This is a genomic window from Agathobaculum massiliense, assembly GCF_900291975.1.
GTDB classification, from domain to species: domain Bacteria; phylum Bacillota; class Clostridia; order Oscillospirales; family Butyricicoccaceae; genus Agathobaculum; species Agathobaculum ammoniilyticum.
On sequence record NZ_OMPN01000001.1, the window covers coordinates 2,999,507 to 3,018,448 of the forward strand.

Consider the following 18,942-nt stretch of genomic DNA (forward strand, 5'->3'; position numbering starts at 1 on the left):
CATTGCCTCCTTACAGTTTGAGAATGTATTTGTGCAGCGTTTCCACGTCGATCGGGGTGATCTCCGCGCGGCCCGCCTCGCGGACCAAGATGAAATTGACCGTCGCGCCGAACTTCTTTTTATCCGACAGCAGGGCGGTGTAAATCGCCTCGCGGTCATAGGTCAGAGCGGTCGGCAGCCCGATGTGCTGCAAAAGCTTTGTGAGCGGCGCGGTCAGGTCCTGATTGCCAAGCAGGGCGCTCAGCCGCATGGCCGCAACCATACCGATGGCGACCGCCCTGCCGTGGGTCAGGTCGGTATAATGCCCGAGCTTCTCCGCCGCGTGGCCGATCGTATGGCCGAAGTTCAGAATCATGCGCAGGCCGGTATCGTGCTCATCGATCGCGACCACGTCGCGCTTGATCTTGACGCATTCGTAGATGATATCCCCGATGCGCGCCTTGTAATCCGGCAAGGCAACCAGGTCCAGAATGCCCTTATTGGCGATATAGCCGTATTTAACCACCTCGGCCATCCCGTCAGCGAAGGTCGCGTCCGGCAGGGTAACAAGCACCGCCGGATCGATCAGAACCAGGCGCGGCTGGTAAAACGCGCCGACCAGGTTTTTACCCTCCGCGAGGTCTACGCCGGTCTTGCCGCCGACCGAGGAATCCACCTGCGCGAGCAGGGTGGTTGGAATCTGGCACAGGGCTAGGCCGCGCAGGAAAGTTGCGGCGGCGAAGCCGGTGATATCGCCCACCACGCCGCCGCCAAGCGCGATAACAAGATCCTTGCGGGTCATGCCGGCGGCGAGCATGTCATGATAGACGGTCTCGACCGTTGCCAGCCGCTTGTACTCCTCGCCCGCGGGGATGACCGTGTGGGAGACCGGAAAGGAAAATTGGCGTTCCAGCGCTTCCAGATACAGCGGCGCGACCGTCGAATCCGTGACGATATGCGCGCGGCTGGGGGAAAAAACATCGAGCATGGCCGCCGCCGCGCGGCCGAGCAGGCCGGTTTCAATATGGATATCGGACACGCCGTTCGTGCCCGTCAGGCTTAGGGTCTGCACTACTGAAGCACTCCTTTGATGATAAACTGCACATTTGTACCGCGCCGTCAGGCGCATTTTTAAGATGGGAAATCGAGCGATGCGGCGCGCGAAGTCGCGCTTTGGACGCGCCCGCGGCAAAACCTCGTCACGTCCCCCTCGCCGGAAACGGCAGCTTCAAGCGAAATCAGATTTCGCGCCCCACTGCCTGCGCCACCGCGCGCAGATTGGTCATGGTTTCGTGGAACGAATCGTAGGTGAGCGACTGCGCGCCGTCTGACAGGGCGTGCGCGGGGTCGTTGTGAACCTCGATCATCAGTCCGTCCGCGCCCGCGGCGATCGCGGCCTTGGCCAGTGGCTCAACCATCCAGTAGATGCCGCCCGCGTGGGACGGATCAACGATGACCGGCAGATGGCTCATGCGCTTGAGTACGGGCACCGCGGAGATATCCAGCGTGTTGCGGGTGTAGGTTTCGTAGGTGCGAATGCCGCGCTCGCACAGGATAACGTTTTCGTTGCCGCCTGCCATGATGTATTCGGCGGACATGAGGAATTCCTCCATCGTATTGGCGAAGCCGCGCTTGAGCAGCACGGGCTTTTTGGTCTGGCCCAGCTCCTTGAGCAGCTCGAAGTTCTGCATATTGCGCGCGCCCACCTGGAAGCAGTCGCATTTATCCAGGAACAGCTCGATATGCGCGGGGTTGGTGATCTCGGTCACGACCGGCAGGCCGGTCGCCTCATGCGCCTTGTGGAGCAGTTCGAGGCCTTCAGCCTTGAGGCCCTGGAACGAATACGGGGAGGAGCGCGGCTTCCACGCGCCGCCGCGCAGCACGGCGGCGCCGTCCGCTTGCACATGGCGCGCCACGTCGATGATCTGCTCCTCGCTTTCGACCGAGCAGGGGCCGGCCATCACGACCAGCTTTTTACCGCCCACGACCACGCCCGGCGCGATCTCGACCTGGGAATTATCCGGATGGAACTTGCGGTTGGCCAGCTTGAATGGCTCCTGCACCTTGATAATGTTTTCCACCTGGGGGTCGCGCAGCAGCGCGTCCTTATCCACCGCGCCCGTGTCGCCGACGAGACCGATGACGATCGTACCCGCGCCGTAGATCGGGTTGGCCTTGACATTCCAACGCTCGATGTGCCTGGAAAGCTCTTCAACGTGTTCGCGGGTCGCACCCTGCTTCATAATGATAATCATGTGTTTTCTCTCCTTGTCATATTGGGGGTGAATTGCGTTTGTCCGGCGGAGAAAAAGCATAAAAAAAGCCTTTCATCCACAAAGAGGGACGAAAGACAAACATTCCGCGGTACCACCCACATTCGGCATGGAAACCATGCCGCACTTTTTCGGATACACAAAATATCCTATCCCTGTAACGGAGGAGTCCGTCGGCGCCTACTGCAAGGTTTTTTTCAGCGCCGCAGCTTAAGAGGGAACTTCATCGTGCCGGCGTCTGCGTCCGTTTCCAGTCATGCCGGACACTCCCTGAAAGCCGCACTTGGAACAACTACTTTCCTCTGTCATCGCTTTGTGCAATATTTGTACTTATTATATTACCGATGCCTCGGGTTGTCAATGCAAAAATTGTTACGGTTTTGTTTCATGAGGAATTGCGGTCAAGGGCGTCGGACAGTCATATTCCGCAGACGGCGCTCATAGAGTAGGACAGGTGATGCAATATGGAAGTGAAACAGGACAAAGCCTACCAGCAGGCGGCTGGATGCCTGCCGCCGCTTCGCGCGGCGCAGCTCGCGGCGCTGGAGGGGCAGGAGGAGGTCGAGGAGCTGCGGTTTCGGGCGGGACGGCCGCCGGCGGTCAAAACGGCCCGCGGCGAGCGGGAGCTGGAGCTTGCCGTCGTTACCGCGCAGGAGCTGCGGGAGATCCTCAGCCGCGCCGCGCGGTATTCGGTACATAGCTATACGGAAAGCTTGAAAAACGGGTTTGTTACGCTTACGGGTGGCCACCGGCTGGGTGTCTGCGGCACCGCAGCGGAGGAAAACGGAAAGGTCGTCGGCATACGCGGGCTGTCCTCCGTCAATCTGCGCATCGCGCGGCAGGCCTGGGGGGTGGATGCCGTGATCGCGCCCTGGGTTGGGGAGGGTGAGCCGCAATCCATGCTGCTGCTGTCGCCACCCGGCTTTGGGAAAACCACGCTGCTGCGGGAATGGGTGCGCGCGGTGTCGGACAAGGGGCATACGGTCGCTGTGGCGGATGAGCGCGGCGAGGTGGCGGCGCTGGCAGACGGCGTGCCGCAGTTCGCGATCGGGCGCTGTACTGATGTGTTGGAAAACTGCTCGAAAAAGCGGGCGGCGCTCATGCTGCTCAAAACCATGTCGCCCGCGCTGCTGGCGTTCGACGAGATCACCGCGCCCGAGGATGTGGAGGCGGTTTCGCTTTGCGCGCACTGCGGCACGGCGGTACTCGCGACCGCGCACGCGGCGGGAACGGACGACCTGCGGCGCAGGCCGCTTTACCGCTCCCTGCTGGAACTGGGCGTTTTCAGGCGGGCGGTCGTGATCGGCCGGAGGGATGGAAAGCGGGAATACCGCATGGAACGATTGGAGGAACGGACATGCTCAAGCTGATAGGTGCGGTGATGATATTCGGCTCCTGCGCGGCGCTCGGATTGTCTGCCCGCCAGGGCCTGCGAAAGCGGGTTGCGGCGGCGGACGCGATGCTGATGGCTCTCTCGCTGATCAGCAGCGAGATATCCTGCCGCCGCGCGCCGCTGCCTGAGATCATCGGGACGCTGGCGGAAAACGAAAACCCGACCGTCCGGCTGGTGTTCGGCGGCCTTCAGCGCCGCTTGCGCGAGCAGAATGGGCTTTCGCTCAGCTATCTGTGGCGCGTCAATCTGCGGGACAACCGCGCGGAGGCTGGACTCGGCGCGCCGGAATGCGATATCCTCTGCGACGCCGCGAACTACCTGGGGCGCTACGACGCCGTCGAACAGGCGGCGGGGCTGGATCAGATTGGCCGGCGCCTGTCCGCCGCGCGCGCGGCGGCGGCCGAGGAACTGCAAAGCAAGGGGAATTTGTACCGCACCTGCGGCATCGCGCTCGGGATACTGGTCGTTTTGGTGCTGATCTGACAACGGAGGGAAGTATGGATGTTGATCTGATTTTCCGGATCGCGGCCGTTGGCATCCTGGTGGCTGTCCTTGGACAGCTCCTGACGCGTTCCGGACGGGAGGAGCAGGCGCTGATGACCACGCTCGCAGGGCTGATCGTCGTGCTGATGCTGATTGTGCAGGAGATCAGCCAGCTCTTTTCGATGATGAAAAGCGTGTTCGGCTTTTGAACGGGCTGACCGCGGCCTGCGGGCTGGCGCTGCTGACGCTGGTGCTTTCGCTCGTGCTGAAAAAGGACGCGCCCGCCATTGCCTTCCTGCTGACGCTGACCGCGGGCGTGCTGATCCTGCTGCAGGCGTTCCAGACGATCGGCGGCACGGCGCAGCGCTTTTCCGCGCTGCTGACGCAGGGCGGCATTACGGGCAGCCTGTATCTGCCGGTGTGCAAGGCATTGGGCGTGGCGGTTGTGGTGCGCGTCATGAGCGCGTTGTGCAAGGATGCGGGGCAGTCCGCGCTTGCCGCCAAGCTGGAGATTGCCGGCGCGGTGCTTGCGCTTTCCCTGTGTCTGCCGCTGCTGGAGCAGGTGCTGGGCCTGGTGGCCGACTGGACGGTATGAAAGGAAACGGATGGATGAAAAAACTGGTCGTTGTATGGCTCGTCCTCCTGGCCTGCCTCGTATCCGCCGGAGCGGCGGCATCGGGTGTGGATATCGGGCAGACGGGCGGGGAATCGCTTCTCGGCGCGGTGCCGGAGGAGCGGCGGGGGTATCTGGACGGCATCCAGCCGGAAACCGCCGACGAGCTGGCAGGCTCGCTCGCGCGCCTGCTGGACAACGTATCGGAGGACAGCCGCAGCGCGCTGCAGAACGCGGTACATAGCCTGGCGCGGGTAGCGGTCGTGATCCTGCTCACCGCGATGGCGCGCGGCTTTTCCGCGGCGGCGGGCGGCGAAGCGGACGCATGGATCGATATGGCGGGCGCCCTCGGCTGCGCTGCCGTGTTGCTGCAGGACTTTTCCGGCGTGCTGTCGCTCTGCCGCGATACGCTGGAGCAGATCAGCCTGTTTTCCGGCACGCTGCAGCCGGTGCTGGCGGCCGCGCTGTCGGCCGGCGGCAGCGCCGCGACCGCCACCGTGCTGCAGGTGGCGACGATGGTGGTGTTCGACCTTGTTATCCGCCTGATCCATACGCTGATGGTGCCGGCGGCCTGTGCGTATCTTGCGATCACCGCAGTGGACGCGGCGACCGGCAACGGCATGCTGCGCGGCCTCGCGGACGGGATCAAGAGCCTGACCTCGGGTGCGCTCAAGCTCATTTTGACGCTATTTACCGCATACCTTACCATAGCGGGGAGCGTTTCGGGCAGCGTGGACAGGATGGCGCTGAAAACGGCGAAGTTTGCCGTGTCGGGCGCGGTGCCTGTGGTGGGGGGCGTGATCTCGGACGCGACCGAGACGGTGCTGTCCGGCGCGTCGCTGCTCAAAAATTCGATCGGCGTGTTCGGGATGCTGTGCGTCACGGCTATCTGCCTGGTGCCGTTCCTGCGCGCGGGCGCGAGCTACCTGTGCTATAAGGCGGGGGCGGCCGTGCTGTCGCCGCTGTGCTCGGGCAGCCTGCGGCAGCTTTTGGAGGGGGTAGGCACGGGCTTCGGCCTGCTGCTCGGCATGCTCAGCACCTGCTGCCTGATCTTGTATTTGGAGCTGGTATATGTGGTTGCGATGGTGAAGCCGATATGACCGAATTATTTCAGACAATTTTGATGCGCGTCACACTGGCGGGCGTAGCCTCGGCGGTTGCGCTGCGCATGGTGGGCGGCGGGGCGCTGCGGGAGATCATCAAGGCTGCGGCGGGTCTGCTGATGCTGCTGGCGCTGCTGCAGCCGCTCTCCGGCCTGCGCACCGCCGCGTGGGATGGCTGGGGCGTGCCGTCCCAGGAGGATATCGCTGCAATCCAGGAGCAAAACACCCAGACCACCATGAGTACGGTCGCGGCCAGCATCGCGGAGATGGTGGAGCAGCGCACGCAAAAAGAGGGCTTCGACTGTACGGTCGATGTGACCATGGCAAACGATGAAAACGGGATTTTGCAGGTGGACCGCGTGACCGTATATTACGGCGGGCGGGACGCGGCGCGCCTGGAAGAGTTGCGCGCGATTCTGACCGAGGAGTGCGGGGTGCCGGAGGAAAGGCAGGAGATGATTGCAAGATGAAAAAACCAGAGCTGGCATGGCTGAAAGACCTGGGGGAGAAGCTGCGGCCGCTGGCGCACCGGTATCGGGCGGTCCTGATCGTGCTGCTGGCGGGGATGCTACTGCTTGCCTCCGGTGGGTGGTTCGGCGGGGGGGAGGAGCAGGCCGCGGCGCAGACCGGACAGCCGGAGACGGCGGGATTCGACCTGGCCGTGTTTGAGCAGGACCTGAACGAAAAACTTGCGGCGATCGAGGGTGTGGGGCGGGTGGAACTGATGCTGTCGCTCGACCAGACCGAGGAGGCGGTATATGCTGTGAACACCCGCCAGACGAGGAACGGCGACGCAGGACAAAGCTATGAAAGCGATCTGACCGTTGTATCAGACGGAAGCTACGGCGAAAAGCCGGTGACGGTAAAAAGCCTGCTGCCGACGTTCCGTGGCGCGGTCGTCCTGTGCGACGGCGCGGACAACGCGCAGGTGCGCCTTGCAGTGACGCAGGCGGTCGGTACCGTATGCGGCATCGGCTCGGACAAAGTTACGGTTCTGAAAATGGCGGCGGGAACATAAAACATAATAACCATGTACAGGAGGGCGAGCAGTCATGAAAAAAATCAAGAAACGCGGGGCAATATACGGAGTGATCGCGCTGCTGCTTTGCGTTGCGGTCTACCTCAACTGGAGCTACATCGATGCGCCGGAGGACCTGCTGGTCGCGGAACAGACCGATCCGGAGGACACGGCGGCAAGCGCGCAAGGCGCGGCGGACGGGACGGATTACTTCGCGGCCTCGCGTCTGACCCGCGAGCAGGCGAGGGATGAGGCGGTCAGCACGCTCAAGGAGCTGAGCGAGAGCGAGGAAGCCGACCAGACCGCGAAGGACGAGGCGGCGGCACAGATCTCCGCGCTGGCCGAGGACTCCGTGGCCGAGGCGAACATCGAGAGCCTGATCCGCGCGAAAGGGTACGAGGATGCGGTTGTGATGATTGGGGACGACAGCGTAAACGCGGTCGTCGCGCCGCCGGAGGGCGGCCTGCAGGCCGAGGACGTTACGGTCATCAAGGACATCATTATCTCCGAGACCGGCATGTCGGCCGGCCAGATCAAGATTGTCGAGGCGGCCTGATCGGTATTTTCTCTTTCTTTTTTGCCAAAACTGTGTTATAATCCGTAAAAAGGAGAGTGAACAGTATGGCGGATCATAAGGAGTACTGGTCAACCGAGGACGACCAGGGCTGCATTCGTATTTCTGAAGACGTTGTCGCTTCGATCGCCGCGCTTGCAGCCTCGGAAACGGAAGGCGTAAGCGGACTGTATTCCAGCCTGACAAGCGATATCGTCAGCTTTTTGAGCAAGAAAAACATTTCCAAGGGCGTTCGCATCGAGATCGGCGAGGAAGGGACGGTCCGGATCGAGATTGGCTTCCTTGCGCTGTTCGGCCACAACATCTGCGATGTGGCAAAGCAGGTGCAGCAGCACGTCAAAGCTTCGGTGGAATCCATGACCGGCCTCAAAGTTACCGAGGTCAATATCCACGTCGGCGGCGTGACGTTCGCGCCCGCGCCGGCGGCGGAGGAGCCGGCGGCCGGACAGGAGCAGGGCTGAAACGGATAGGGAGAGCGGCATGGCGGCGGCCATGCCGCTTTTGTTTTGCCAAATCCTCCCGCTTTTCATGGAATATCGGCTTGAAATTTTGGCGAAAATAGGATAAAATAGGTCGTATTCAGAAATATAGGAGGAGCTTGCCGCCGTGAGCAGAACAAAAGCGAGAGAGATTGCCCTGCATCTGATTTTTGAGATGGGGTTTCAGCAGTTTGAGGATGAAAATCTGAACAACCGCCTGGACGAGAGCATCATGGCCTCGATCAGCGGGGATATCGCGCTGTATGCGGGCAAGCTGTCCGACCAGCAGACGCAGTACATCCGGTCGGTGGTCAAGGGCGTTGCCGGCAGTCTGGAGGAGCTGGACCGCACGATCGAAGCCTATTCCAAGGGATGGAAGCTGAACCGCCTGTCGCGCATGACCTCAGCGGTGCTGCGCCTGGCGATCTATGAGATGCGCTATGTGGACGATGTGCCGGTCGGCGCGGCGATCAACGAGGCGGTCGAGCTGGCGAAGGTGTACGATACGGACGAAGCGGCCGCGTTCGTCAACGGCGTACTCGGCTCGGTGGCGCGCGCGGAGTTTCCGGACAAGCCCGCGGCGCTGGAGACGGCCGATGCCTGAGCGCTTCCTAGGGATCGACACCTCGAATTACCGCACCTCGGCGGCGGTTTATGATGCGTCGTCGGGCGCGTGGCGCAACGAGGGCGGTCTGCTGTCCGTGCCGGAGGGCGCGATCGGCCTGCGTCAGTCGGACGCGCTGTTCCAGCATACCGTGCGTCTGCATGAGAAGATCGGGTCCCTGCCGTCAGGAGAAGTGCGCGCCATCGGCGTGAGCACCCGCCCGCGCGCGGTCGAGGGCTCGTATATGCCCTGCTTTCTGGCGGGGGAGAGCGTCGCGCGCAGCGCGGCGCATTTGCTATCTGTGCCGCTTTTTGCAGTCTCGCATCAGCAGGGGCATATCGCGGCGGCCGCGCTGAGCGCGGGCAGGCTCGACCTGTTGGATGGGAGCCTGCTTGCGTGGCACCTGTCCGGCGGGACGAGCGAGCTGCTGCTGGTGCGGCAGGGGGAGGATGGACTGCCGGGCTGCACCTGCGTCGGCGGCACGACTGACCTTGCCGCTGGCCAGTTCATCGACCGGACCGGCGCGCTGCTCGGCCTGCCATTCCCGTCGGGTGCGGCGCTGGACAAGCTGGCGCTGCAGGCGCGGCCGGAAAAGGGTTTTGCGCCAAAGGTGGTGGATAGCCGCTTTTCCCTTTCCGGTATGCAGAACCAGGTGGAAAATAGGCAAAAGGCTGCGGAGCCTGCGCAGCTCGCGCGCTTTGCGCTGGAAACGGTCGCAAACGCGGTCGTCAAAGCGTCCGACCAGGCGGTGCGGCGGTACGGCGGCCCGATTTTGTGCGCGGGCGGCGTGATGGCGAGCGAGGTCATCCGCGCGCGGATGCGGGAGGCGTTCGGGGACGCGGTATATTTCGCTGAGCCGGCATTGTCGGGCGACAACGCGGTCGGCGCGGCCGTACTCGCCTCGCGGCTGTATGAAAGGATGAAAACGTGAGCACCATCTATTCCGTAACCCAACTGAACAACGAGATCAAGGAACTGCTCGACGCGGTACCCGGCTACCGCAGCCTGCTGGTGCAGGGCGAGATCTCCAACTATAAAGCGCATTCCTCCGGCCATCATTACCTGACGCTCAAGGACGAGGGCGCATCCATCAACGCGGTGCTGTTCCGGTCGGACGCGGCGCGGCTCAAGTTCCGCCTGCAGAACGGGATGAAGGTCATTGTGCGGGCGCGTGTCAGCTCGTTCCCGCGCACGGGCGCGGTGCAGCTCTATCTTTCCGAGGTCATACCGGACGGGGCGGGTGCGCTGAATCTGGCCTTTGAGCAGCTGAAAAACAAGCTGTATGCGGAAGGGCTGTTTGACGAGAGCCGTAAAAAGCCCATTCCGTCCTGCCCGCGGCACATTGCGCTGGTTACCTCTCCGACCGGTGCGGCTGTGCGCGATATGATCCGCATTCTGGGACGGCGCTGGCCGCTCGCCAAGGTCACGCTCTATCCCGCGCAGGTGCAGGGGCAGGGCGCGGCGGAAAGCATCGCCCGCGCGCTTGGGCTTGCCAACGCGGTGGGGGAGGCCGACGTTATCCTGTGCGGCCGTGGCGGCGGTTCGATGGAGGATCTGTGGGCGTTTAATGAAGAGGTCGTCGCGCGGGCGATCTTTTCCTCGGAAATACCTGTGATCTCGGCGGTCGGCCACGAGCCGGACGTGACGATCGCGGACTTCGTGGCCGACCTGCGCGCGCCGACGCCATCGGGCGCGGCCGAGCTTGCGGTCCCCGACCGGACAGAGTATGCGCTTTCGGTCCGCGCGCTGCATACGCGGCTGCATACGGCTGCGCATAAGCTGCTGCAGGCAAAGGGGCAGCGCCTGGCGGGGCTGCAGGAGCGGCTCGCGCTGCGCACCCCCGCGCACTATATCGCGGAAAAGCGCCTGCTGCTCGACCAGATGGCCGACCGGCTGGGCGCCGCGCTGCCCGCGCGCCTGGGACGCGAGTCGCAGAAGCTGGCCGTGCTGCGGCAGCGCTTGGCCACGGCGGGACAGGGCGGCCTGCACAGGCGGCGCCTGCGCTTTACGCAAGCTGTGGCGACGCTCGACGCGATCAGCCCGCTGCGCGTGCTGGCGCGCGGCTATGCGGTCGCGACGAAAGGGGCGCGCGGCGCGGTCGTCAGCGACGCGCGCACGCTCAAAGCAGGCGATACGCTGCGTATCCGGTTTGCCAAAGGCGCGGCGGACTGCCGCGTGACCGATATCAGGGAGGAATCATAGCATGGCTGAAAAAACGTTTGAAAACCAGATGGAACGGCTGGAGGAGATCGTCCGCCTGCTGGAAAAGGGCGAGGCGCCGCTGAACGAGAGTATGAAGCTGTTCGAGGAGGGGACGAAGCTGTCCGCCGCGCTGGGCAGGCTGCTGGACAAGGCGGAACAGAAAGTGACCGTGATGCAGGAAACCGCGCAGGGCGAACTGACCGAACAGCCCTTTGACGCGGAGGAGGCGGCAAAATGACGTTTTCCGAACAGATGAAGGCGGATGTCGCGCAGATCGAAGCCGCGCTGGCGCAATACCTTTCCCGCGAAACGGGCGAGGGCTACGACCGTATTTTTGAGGCCGCGAAATATTCGGCGCTGGCGGGCGGCAAGCGCCTGCGGCCGGTGATCGTGCTGGCATTCTGCCGCTTGTGCGGCGGAGAAGCGGACAAGGCGATGCCGTTTGCCTGCGCGCTTGAGATGATCCACACCTATTCGCTCATCCACGACGATCTGCCCTGCATGGATGACGACGACCTGCGCCGCGGGCGTCCGACCTGCCATAAGGCGTTTGACGAGGCAACCGCCGTCCTTGCGGGCGACGGGCTGCTGACCGCTGCGTTTGAAACCGCCGCCGCCGCGAAGGGGCTTGACGCGGAAGCCGTGTTGCGGTGCGTGCGCATTCTGGGACGCGAGGCGGGTATGAATGGCATGATTGCGGGACAGGTGCTCGACCTGGGGGCGGAGCACCGCCGGATATCGCTCGACGCGCTGAACCTGCTGCAAAGCCTCAAGACAGGGTGCCTGCTGCGCGCCGCGTGCGAGCTGGGCTGCACGGCGGCGGGCTGCACCGACGCGCGCACGCTGGAAGCGGCGCGCGAATACGGCGAAAAGCTCGGGCTGGCGTTCCAGATTCAGGACGATATCCTGGATATCGAGGGTGATGCGCGGACGCTCGGTAAAACGACCGGCAAGGACGCGCGGGATGAAAAATCGACCTTTCCCGCTCTGCTTGGGCTGGAGGCGTGCCGCGCGCTCGCGGACCGGCTGACCGGGGAAGCGGTGGCGGCGCTCGACGGGCTTCCGGGGAACGGCTTTTTGACCGAGCTTGCGCGAAGCCTGACGGGCAGGGCAAACTAAATGTGAATTTTTATGCGGTTTTCTTGAATAAGAGCTGTGTATGTGTTAAAATAACAAATAAGTGGCGCAGTATCCTAGTCAGCGCATACGATTCCCAGGACGGGCCTAAAAATCCGTAGAAGGGCATATCGATGAAGTCTCTGGTGTTTGCTTCTTACGCCCAGTTTGGGGTGGATGCTGGAGGTTAAGGCTTGCGGGCGCGCTTCAATGGCATGAAGTACCGACCCTCTCGCCGTGGAGACCTGTATGCGTGGGACACCTATAGCATCGCTTTGATTGATGGATGTTCTACGGTGCAGGATGAAACCTGTATTGCGGTGCGGCGTGACTGTGCGTGTTCTCCCGCCCGCCCCCTTTTGGGGGCGGGAAAATGGGCGGCGCACACAAGCAAAACGCTGTGTGCAGTGTAGCCTGCCTTGCGTGGCCATGGTGGATAGCGTATCCGCCCGCGGTTTCCCGGCCAGGAACGCCGCGGGAATTGACGGTTGAAACCATGTCTGCAAAAGAGGCTAAGAATCGTGTTGCCTGCAGTGGAAATCACCTAGGCTGTTCGCAAAGAGGCAGATCGAGGATTGCAGTGCGGACTCAGTGGCAATTCGGTCCCGGTGATGGCAACATCCCGGCACGGACTTTAATGGGAAACCCCCACGACGGCGACGCGTGGCAGTCCGCGGGGAAAGCCAACCGAACCTCAAGCCGCAAGATTTACTCGATCTGCCGCCACTTTTATCAAACAAGTTGCAAGCCGGAACCGGCTTTTTAATTAAGGAGTAGTGGGATTGGAAGCGTCCGATAAACAGAAGAAAAAAGCGCAGCCGCAGCAGAAGCCGCGGCTGATCAATACGCGCTGGGTGGCGACGATCACCTGCGCCAGCTTCCTGCTGTCCGTGGTGATGTCCTACGTGTCGAACGAAGCGCTCAGCAATGCGAATACGGTTTTGTCGTTTGCTGTGCTGTTTTTGTTCATCGCGCTGGGCATTCTGTTTGATATGATCGGCGTTGCCGCAACCTCGGCGACCGAAAAGGAATTTCATTCCATGGCCGCGCACAAGGTGCGGGGCGCGCGGGAGGCGGTTTGGATGTCGCGCAACGCGGAAAAGGTGTCGAGCATCTGCAACGACGTGGTTGGCGATATCTGCGGCATCATTTCAGGCGCGACCGGCGCGTTGATCGTAGCCAATATCACCGTGGGGATGCATGCGGCAATGGTCGTGGCGGTCTCCCTGCTGGTTACCGGCATGATCTCCGCCATGACGATCGGCGGCAAGGCGGCGGGCAAGGGTGTCGCGATTGCGTTCAGCAGCAAGGTGCTGGCGCTTTGCGGCCGTGTGCTGTCGCTGCTGCCGGTTTCATTCGACAGCAAGAAATCATAAGACCTTCACAATGGGAGAAGGATGGATGAAGCGATACGGAATTTTAGATACCATCACAGGCCCAGCCGATCTGCGCGGGCTTTCCTATGACTCGCTGAGCGTGCTCTGCGCCTCCCTGCGGGAATTCATTGTGGACTCGGTTTCCAAAACGGGCGGGCATCTTGCGTCCAATCTGGGCGTGGTCGAGCTGGCGGTGGCGCTGGAGCGCGAGTTTGATTCCTCGCGCGACCGTATCATCTATGATGTGGGCCACCAGAGCTACGTCCATAAGATACTGACCGGCCGGCGGGACCGTTTTGGTACCCTGCGGCAGTACGGCGGGCTCAGCGGCTTTATGCGGCCGGAGGAAAGCGATACCGACCCCTGTGTGACCGGACACGCCTCCAACTCGGTTTCTGTCGCGCTCGGCATGGCGCACGCGCGCACAATCAGAAACCAGAAGTACCATGTGGTCGCGGTGATCGGCGACGGCGCGATGACCGGCGGTATGGCGTACGAAGCGCTTAACAGCGCCGGAACGTCGGGCGAGCCGCTGCTGGTAGTGCTCAACGATAACAATATGTCCATTGCGCAGAATGTCGGCGGGCTTAGCCGACATTTGTCGCGTCTGCGCGTCAGCCCGCGGTACCTGCACGCCAAGGCCCGTGTGAAAGAACGGCTGGCGCGGATTCCGGGCGGCGCGGCGGTGTCGCGGGCGATTTCGCGCGCGAAGGCGCGCGTCAAACGCTTTGTGCTGCCCACCTCGCTGTTTGAACAGATGGGGTTTACCTATCTCGGTCCGGTGGACGGACACGATCTGAAAAGCGTGTGCGAGCTGCTCGCACAGGCGAAAAAAATGAAAAAACCCGTGCTGCTGCATGTAATGACGCAAAAGGGGCGCGGCTACGCGCCGAGCGAGCAGGAGCCGGAAAAATATCACGGCGTTTCCAGCTTTGACCCGCTGACCGGCCGCTTCGAAGCGGCCGGGGAAATGGATTTTTCCACTTTTTTCGGAAAGGAGCTTTGCTCCTTTGCGGAAAAGGACGGACGCATCTGCGCGATCACGGCGGCAATGCCTTCGGGTACTGGTCTGGGACCATTCGCGTTCCGGTTTCCGACTCGCTTTTTCGACGTCGGCATTGCGGAGGAGCATGCAGCGGCGATGGCGGCCGGCATGTCGGCGCAGGGGCTGCTGCCGGTCGTTGCGATATACTCCACGTTCCTGCAGCGCGCGTATGACCAGTTGATTCACGACGTGGCCATCTCCGGCCTGCATGTGGTGTTCTGTGTGGACCGCGCGGGCATTGTGGGCGCGGATGGCGCGACTCATAACGGCGTGCTGGATGTCGCGTTCCTGCGGGCCATCCCGGGGATGAAGATATTCTGTCCCTCGAATTTCGCCGAGCTGCGCAGCATGCTTTCGGACGCGCTCTACCATGAGGAAGGACCGGTCGCCATCCGCTACCCGCGCGGCGCGGAGGGTGCGTTCCAGAGGGATACGTCGGCGGAGCCGGCGGCGTGCGTGCGCGAGGCGGAGCGGCCGGATGCCGTACTGCTGACCCACGGCATTCTGGTGAACGAGGCGTTGGCGGCGGCGCGGCTGCTGGAGGAACGTGGGCTCCGCACGCAGGTATGGAAGGTCAATCGGATCGACGGGGCGCTCAAGGAGCAGCTTGGCCGCATCTCCGAACAGGCGGACTGGTGCGTCGTGCTGGAGGACGTTGTGCAGAGCGGCGGCCTTGGGGAAACGATGGCGCAGATCCACAGAGGGCGGCTGGATCTGCTCAACACGGGCGACCGCTTTCTGCCGCATGGAAGCGTGTCTGATATTTACCGCGTCTGCGGCATCGACGCGGAGAGCGTGGCGGACTATATAACGGAAAAGCGGAAAGCAGGGGGGAACGGGCTTGGCTAAGAAACGACTGGACGTACTGCTGTTTGAAAAGGGGCTTTTCCCCTCGCGCGAGCGTGCAAAAACGGCGGTCATGGAGGGCATCGTCTATATCGCGGGCCAAAAGGCCGGCAAGGCGGGCGACATGGTGGACGAAAACGCCGTGCTTGAGGTGCGCGGCAATGAGAACGCATTCGTGTCGCGCGGCGGGAAAAAGATTGAAAAGGCACTGGCGCATTTTCAAATCGATCCGGCGGGGCTGACCGTGATGGACGTGGGCGCGTCGACCGGCGGCTTCACCGACTGCTTGCTGCGGCGCGGGGCCGCCAAGGTGTATTCGATCGACGTGGGCTATGGCCAACTGGCTTGGAGCCTGCGGCAGGACCCGCGCGTTAAATGTATGGAGCGGACGAATATTCGATATGTCACGCCGGACATGCTGGAGGAGTCTCCGGCGCTCTGTGTGATCGACGTTTCGTTCATTTCTCTGAAGCTGGTCCTGCCCGTGGTCGCCAGCCTGCTGACAGAGGACGGGCGCGTCGCCTGCCTGATCAAGCCGCAGTTCGAGGCAGGGCGGGGCAAGGTCGGGAAAAAGGGCGTTGTGCGCGAGCCGGAGATCCATCTTGAGGTGCTGGAACGGTTTGTGGAAAACGCGCGCGAAGCGGGCTTTGCGGTGCAGGATGTGACGTTTTCCCCGATCAAGGGGCCGGAAGGGAACATCGAGTTTTTGGGGTATCTGGCGAAGCGGGGTGTGGAAAGCGTACCCGATCTGAAGGAAGTCGTGCGCCAGGCGCATGCGGAATTGGATGGCTGATACGATCATGAAAAGTTTTTTCATCTATCCCAATATGCGCAAGGAGGGGGCGCACGTCCTGCTGCCCAAGGTCTGTGGACAGCTCCGGCGCGACGGCGTCCACCTGATGCTGCCGCTCCAGATGCGGTCGGCGCCACTGGGGCTGGACGATGTGGAATACGTTGAAACGGATGCGGGCGTCCGGCTTGCGGAGCTGGCGGTCGTTCTGGGCGGTGACGGCACCATGCTGCGCTTGGCGCGCGCCGCGGCGCAGCAGGAGCTGCCACTCCTGGGCGTCAACGTCGGCCATATCGGGTTCATGACCGAACTGGAGCCGGACGAGCTGGGCCGGATGGAAAAGCTTTTCACGGGCGAGTATTCGATTGACAGCCGCATGATGCTGCACGCCGTGGTGCGCCGCGGCGGCCGCGCGGTGTATGAGGACGATGCGCTCAACGACATCGTGGTCGCCAAGGGAACCGCGTTTCGGGTGGTTCGGGTGCGCATTGCGGCGGATGAGGAGGACGTTACCGGCTTCAGCGGGGACGGTGTGATCGTGGCTACGCCGACCGGCTCGACCGCGTACGGCCTGTCCGCAGGCGGGCCGGTGATCGAACCGAGCGCGGAGAATATGGCGGTCATTCCGATCTGCGCCCACGCGCTGGCGGCCAAGTCGTTTGTATTCGCGCCCGAACGCCGTATCTCCATCCGCGCAGCATGCGAGGGCGGCAGCGAGGTGTTCCTTTCGGTCGACGGCGGACAGGGCTTCGCCATCCGGCCGGACGATGTGGTGGAGATCACGCGCTCCGCGCTGCGCAGCCGGCTGGTGCGGCTCAAGGGAGACAGCTTTTACAAGATATTGCAGCAAAAACTCTGAATTCTGAAGAGGGAGGCGCGGAGCATGAAGTTTCAAAGACAGGCGAAAATACTTGACCTGATCGACCGGTTCGATATTGAGACGCAGGAGGAGCTGACCGACCACTTGCGCGCATTGGGTTACAGCACGACACAGGCCACCGTGTCCCGCGATATCAAGGAGTTGCGTCTGATCAAGACCCTGTCCGCGGAAACGGGGAAATACAAGTATTCGGCCGCGGCCGCCGGCGCGGCGGACAGCTTTACAACCCGGCTACGCAACATTTTCCGCGAATGTGTGACCGAGATCAACGCGGCGCAGAATATGGTGGTTATTAAGACGCTGCCCGGCCTGGGGCAGGCGGCAGCCATGGCGATCGACGCGATGCGCGCCTCGGATGTGATCGGCACGCTCGGCGGCGACGACACGGTGTTCGTTGTCATGCGCGACAACGACAGCGCCGACCGGTTCTGCCGGCAGGCGCATGACATCCTGAAGTGACGGAGGGAAGCGGCGATGCTGCAGTTGCTCCACATTGAGAATATAGCGGTTATCGAGCAGGCGGATATTGAGCTGGAGGACGGGCTGACCGTGCTGTCCGGCGAGACTGGCGCGGGCAAGTCGATCGTGATCGATTCGATCGGCGCGGTGCTCGGCCGGCGCGTCAGCCGCGACCTGGTGCGCACCGGTGCGCAGAAGGGCTTTGTCAGCGCCGTGTTTACCGGCCTGTCGCCGGCGCTGCACGGACTGCTGGACGAGCTTGCCCTGACCGGCGAGGAGCCGGATACGCTGCATATCCAGCGCCAGTTGACAGCGGACGGGAAAAGCACCTGCAGGGTGAACATGAAGCCGGTCGCGGCTGCGGTGCTGCGCCAGCTCGCGCCGTACCTGATCGATATTCACGGGCAGAACGACGGCCAGAAGCTGCTGGACGAGCAGTATCACATCGATTATCTGGACGGGTATGCGGGGAACGGCGCCCTGCTGGATCAATACCGCCCGCGGTATCAGGCGCTGCTTGCGCTGCGGCGCGAGATCACTGCGTTGGAGACCGGCGAGCAGGAGCGCCTGCAGCGCATCGATATGCTCACGTTCCACAAGGAGGAAATCGAGCAGGCCGCGCTCCGGCCGGACGAGGAGGAGACGCTCGCGCAGCGCAAGGCGTATTTCGACCATGCGGGGAAAATTGCGGGCGCGCTGGAGCAGGCGCGGCGCGCCCTGAACGGAGATGACGACGCCGGCGGCGCGTGCGCGCTGCTCGACCAGGCGGCGGGGGCGCTTGCCGGCCTGCGCGAGGTGTCGGGGGCGTTCGACGGGCTGGCCGAACAGGCGGAGGAGGTGCGGCTGCTCGCGGCGGACCTGCGCGACAGCGTTTCCGGACGAAGCGATACCCTTGATTTTTCACCGACGGAACGGGAATGGGTGGAGCAGCGGCTCGACCTGATCTATCGCCTGAAACAGAAATACGGCGGTACGGTTGCTGAGGTGCTGGCATACCGCGACCGGATTGCGGTGGAGCTGGAAACGTTGCAGGATTCGGACAACCGGCGCGAGGGGCTGCGCGCGCAGTACAAGGAAGAACTGGCGGAAGCAAAGGCGCTCGCCGCCCGGCTGGGCGAGGCGCGCCGCGCCGCAGCAAAGCGGCTGGAGGCGGAGATCGTCCGCGAGCTGGCGGCGCTCGATATGGAAAAGGTGAGGCTGCGCATCGCGGTGCATACGGGAGCCAAGCTCTCCGCGCACGGGTTCGACACGGTGACGTTTGAGATATCGGTCAACCCCGGCGAGCCGGAAAAGCCGCTGTCCAAGGTCGCGTCGGGCGGCGAACTGAGCCGGATTATGCTGGCGCTCAAAAACGTCTTGACGGCGGGTGAGGATGTTGGTATGCTGATTTTTGACGAGATCGATACCGGCGTTTCAGGCCATGCGGCGCAGCAGATCGCGTACAAGCTGTCCGATATCGGGCGGCAGAAGCAGACGCTTTGCGTTACCCACCTGCCGCAGATCGCGGCGATGGGGGATCATCACCTGCTGATTTCCAAATCCGTGCGTGGGGAAAGAAGCTATACCGATGTGCAGCCCATGGATGAACCGTCGCGCGCCCGTGAGATCGCGCGCATGCTGTCGGGCGAAACCATCACAGAGCTGTCGCTGCAGAACGCGAGGGAGCTTTTGCAGAAAGCGGCGGAATATCAGAGAGGATAGAAATTGCA

22 protein-coding genes and 1 other annotated feature are annotated in these 18,942 nt (G+C 62.8%); of the genes, 20 read left to right on the plus strand and 2 right to left on the minus strand.

Annotated elements, in window-relative coordinates; genetic code table 11:
- Positions 1–10: 10 nt before the first annotated feature.
- Entirely contained in the window at positions 11–1,051 is a 1,041-nt protein-coding gene (aroB, locus tag DBQ51_RS15175; protein ID WP_242977952.1) for a 3-dehydroquinate synthase, read from the minus strand.
- Positions 1,052–1,217: 166 nt separating this feature from the next.
- On the minus strand, positions 1,218–2,234 hold the full coding sequence (gene aroF / locus DBQ51_RS15180) for a 3-deoxy-7-phosphoheptulonate synthase (protein WP_107631975.1): 1,017 nt from the start codon (positions 2,232–2,234) through the stop codon (positions 1,218–1,220).
- A gap of 81 nt (positions 2,235–2,315) precedes the next feature.
- Positions 2,316–2,570 (minus strand) — a binding site (T-box leader).
- A 146-nt stretch (positions 2,571–2,716) separates the two neighbouring features.
- Between aroF and DBQ51_RS15185 the strand changes: the two genes are divergently transcribed.
- The 20 genes from DBQ51_RS15185 to recN all read left to right on the plus strand — a co-directional run bounded on the left by DBQ51_RS15185 (position 2,717) and on the right by recN (position 18,934).
- Complete coding sequence (locus DBQ51_RS15185; protein WP_054327300.1) at positions 2,717–3,622, plus strand: hypothetical protein; 906 nt, start codon at positions 2,717–2,719, stop codon at positions 3,620–3,622.
- Entirely contained in the window at positions 3,610–4,128 is a 519-nt protein-coding gene (locus DBQ51_RS15190; protein WP_107631976.1) for a stage III sporulation protein AB, read from the plus strand. Before DBQ51_RS15185 ends, DBQ51_RS15190 begins: the two co-directional genes overlap by 13 nt.
- Before the next feature lie 14 nt (positions 4,129–4,142).
- Positions 4,143–4,337 carry a stage III sporulation protein AC gene (spoIIIAC, locus tag DBQ51_RS15195; protein ID WP_107631977.1) on the plus strand — a complete coding sequence of 65 codons (195 nt, stop codon included), beginning with the start codon at positions 4,143–4,145 and terminating at the stop codon, positions 4,335–4,337.
- The gene (locus tag DBQ51_RS15200; protein ID WP_107631978.1) at positions 4,334–4,723 is read left to right on the plus strand and encodes a SpoIIIAC/SpoIIIAD family protein; all 390 of its coding nucleotides are present in this window, start codon (positions 4,334–4,336) and stop codon (positions 4,721–4,723) included. Before spoIIIAC ends, DBQ51_RS15200 begins: the two co-directional genes overlap by 4 nt.
- 14 nt (positions 4,724–4,737) lie before the next feature.
- Positions 4,738–5,841 (plus strand): stage III sporulation protein AE, encoded by a 1,104-nt coding sequence (locus DBQ51_RS15205; protein ID WP_107631979.1) that lies wholly within the window; start codon positions 4,738–4,740, stop codon positions 5,839–5,841.
- Positions 5,838–6,314 carry a hypothetical protein gene (locus tag DBQ51_RS15210; protein ID WP_054327305.1) on the plus strand — a complete coding sequence of 159 codons (477 nt, stop codon included), beginning with the start codon at positions 5,838–5,840 and terminating at the stop codon, positions 6,312–6,314. Before DBQ51_RS15205 ends, DBQ51_RS15210 begins: the two co-directional genes overlap by 4 nt.
- A complete protein-coding gene (locus DBQ51_RS15215) occupies positions 6,311–6,862 on the plus strand; it encodes a hypothetical protein (protein WP_107631980.1) in 552 nt (183 codons plus the stop codon). The genes DBQ51_RS15210 and DBQ51_RS15215 overlap by 4 nt, the downstream gene beginning before the upstream one ends.
- A 34-nt stretch (positions 6,863–6,896) precedes the next feature.
- Complete coding sequence (locus DBQ51_RS15220; RefSeq protein ID WP_107631981.1) at positions 6,897–7,418, plus strand: SpoIIIAH-like family protein; 522 nt, start codon at positions 6,897–6,899, stop codon at positions 7,416–7,418.
- Positions 7,419–7,483: 65 nt separating this feature from the next.
- Positions 7,484–7,897 (plus strand): Asp23/Gls24 family envelope stress response protein, encoded by a 414-nt coding sequence (locus tag DBQ51_RS15225; RefSeq protein ID WP_054327308.1) that lies wholly within the window; start codon positions 7,484–7,486, stop codon positions 7,895–7,897.
- A 145-nt stretch (positions 7,898–8,042) separates the two neighbouring features.
- Complete coding sequence (nusB, locus tag DBQ51_RS15230; protein ID WP_054327309.1) at positions 8,043–8,519, plus strand: transcription antitermination factor NusB; 477 nt, start codon at positions 8,043–8,045, stop codon at positions 8,517–8,519.
- Positions 8,512–9,450: a tRNA (adenosine(37)-N6)-threonylcarbamoyltransferase complex transferase subunit TsaD gene (locus DBQ51_RS15235; protein WP_107631982.1), complete on the plus strand. Its 939-nt coding sequence runs from the start codon at positions 8,512–8,514 to the stop codon at positions 9,448–9,450. The genes nusB and DBQ51_RS15235 overlap by 8 nt, the downstream gene beginning before the upstream one ends.
- Positions 9,447–10,721, plus strand: a complete 1,275-nt coding sequence (gene xseA, locus DBQ51_RS15240; protein ID WP_054327311.1) for an exodeoxyribonuclease VII large subunit — start codon at positions 9,447–9,449, stop codon at positions 10,719–10,721. Before DBQ51_RS15235 ends, xseA begins: the two co-directional genes overlap by 4 nt.
- Position 10,722: 1 nt before the next feature.
- On the plus strand, positions 10,723–10,959 hold the full coding sequence (xseB, locus tag DBQ51_RS15245; protein WP_107631983.1) for an exodeoxyribonuclease VII small subunit: 237 nt from the start codon (positions 10,723–10,725) through the stop codon (positions 10,957–10,959).
- A complete protein-coding gene (locus DBQ51_RS15250; protein ID WP_054327313.1) occupies positions 10,956–11,840 on the plus strand; it encodes a polyprenyl synthetase family protein in 885 nt (294 codons plus the stop codon). The genes xseB and DBQ51_RS15250 overlap by 4 nt, the downstream gene beginning before the upstream one ends.
- A 779-nt stretch (positions 11,841–12,619) precedes the next feature.
- Positions 12,620–13,213 carry a hypothetical protein gene (locus DBQ51_RS15255; RefSeq protein WP_107631984.1) on the plus strand — a complete coding sequence of 198 codons (594 nt, stop codon included), beginning with the start codon at positions 12,620–12,622 and terminating at the stop codon, positions 13,211–13,213.
- 25 nt (positions 13,214–13,238) lie between these two features.
- Positions 13,239–15,107, plus strand: coding sequence for a 1-deoxy-D-xylulose-5-phosphate synthase (dxs, locus tag DBQ51_RS15260; protein ID WP_107631985.1), 1,869 nt, complete (start codon positions 13,239–13,241; stop codon positions 15,105–15,107).
- Positions 15,100–15,897, plus strand: coding sequence for a TlyA family RNA methyltransferase (locus DBQ51_RS15265; protein ID WP_107631986.1), 798 nt, complete (start codon positions 15,100–15,102; stop codon positions 15,895–15,897). Before dxs ends, DBQ51_RS15265 begins: the two co-directional genes overlap by 8 nt.
- Entirely contained in the window at positions 15,890–16,753 is an 864-nt protein-coding gene (locus tag DBQ51_RS15270) for an NAD(+)/NADH kinase (protein ID WP_159068206.1), read from the plus strand. The genes DBQ51_RS15265 and DBQ51_RS15270 overlap by 8 nt, the downstream gene beginning before the upstream one ends.
- A gap of 24 nt (positions 16,754–16,777) precedes the next feature.
- Positions 16,778–17,233 carry an arginine repressor gene (locus tag DBQ51_RS15275; protein WP_054327316.1) on the plus strand — a complete coding sequence of 152 codons (456 nt, stop codon included), beginning with the start codon at positions 16,778–16,780 and terminating at the stop codon, positions 17,231–17,233.
- Positions 17,234–17,248: 15 nt separating this feature from the next.
- Positions 17,249–18,934 carry a DNA repair protein RecN gene (gene recN, locus DBQ51_RS15280; RefSeq protein ID WP_107631987.1) on the plus strand — a complete coding sequence of 562 codons (1,686 nt, stop codon included), beginning with the start codon at positions 17,249–17,251 and terminating at the stop codon, positions 18,932–18,934.
- Positions 18,935–18,942: the final 8 nt, after the last annotated feature.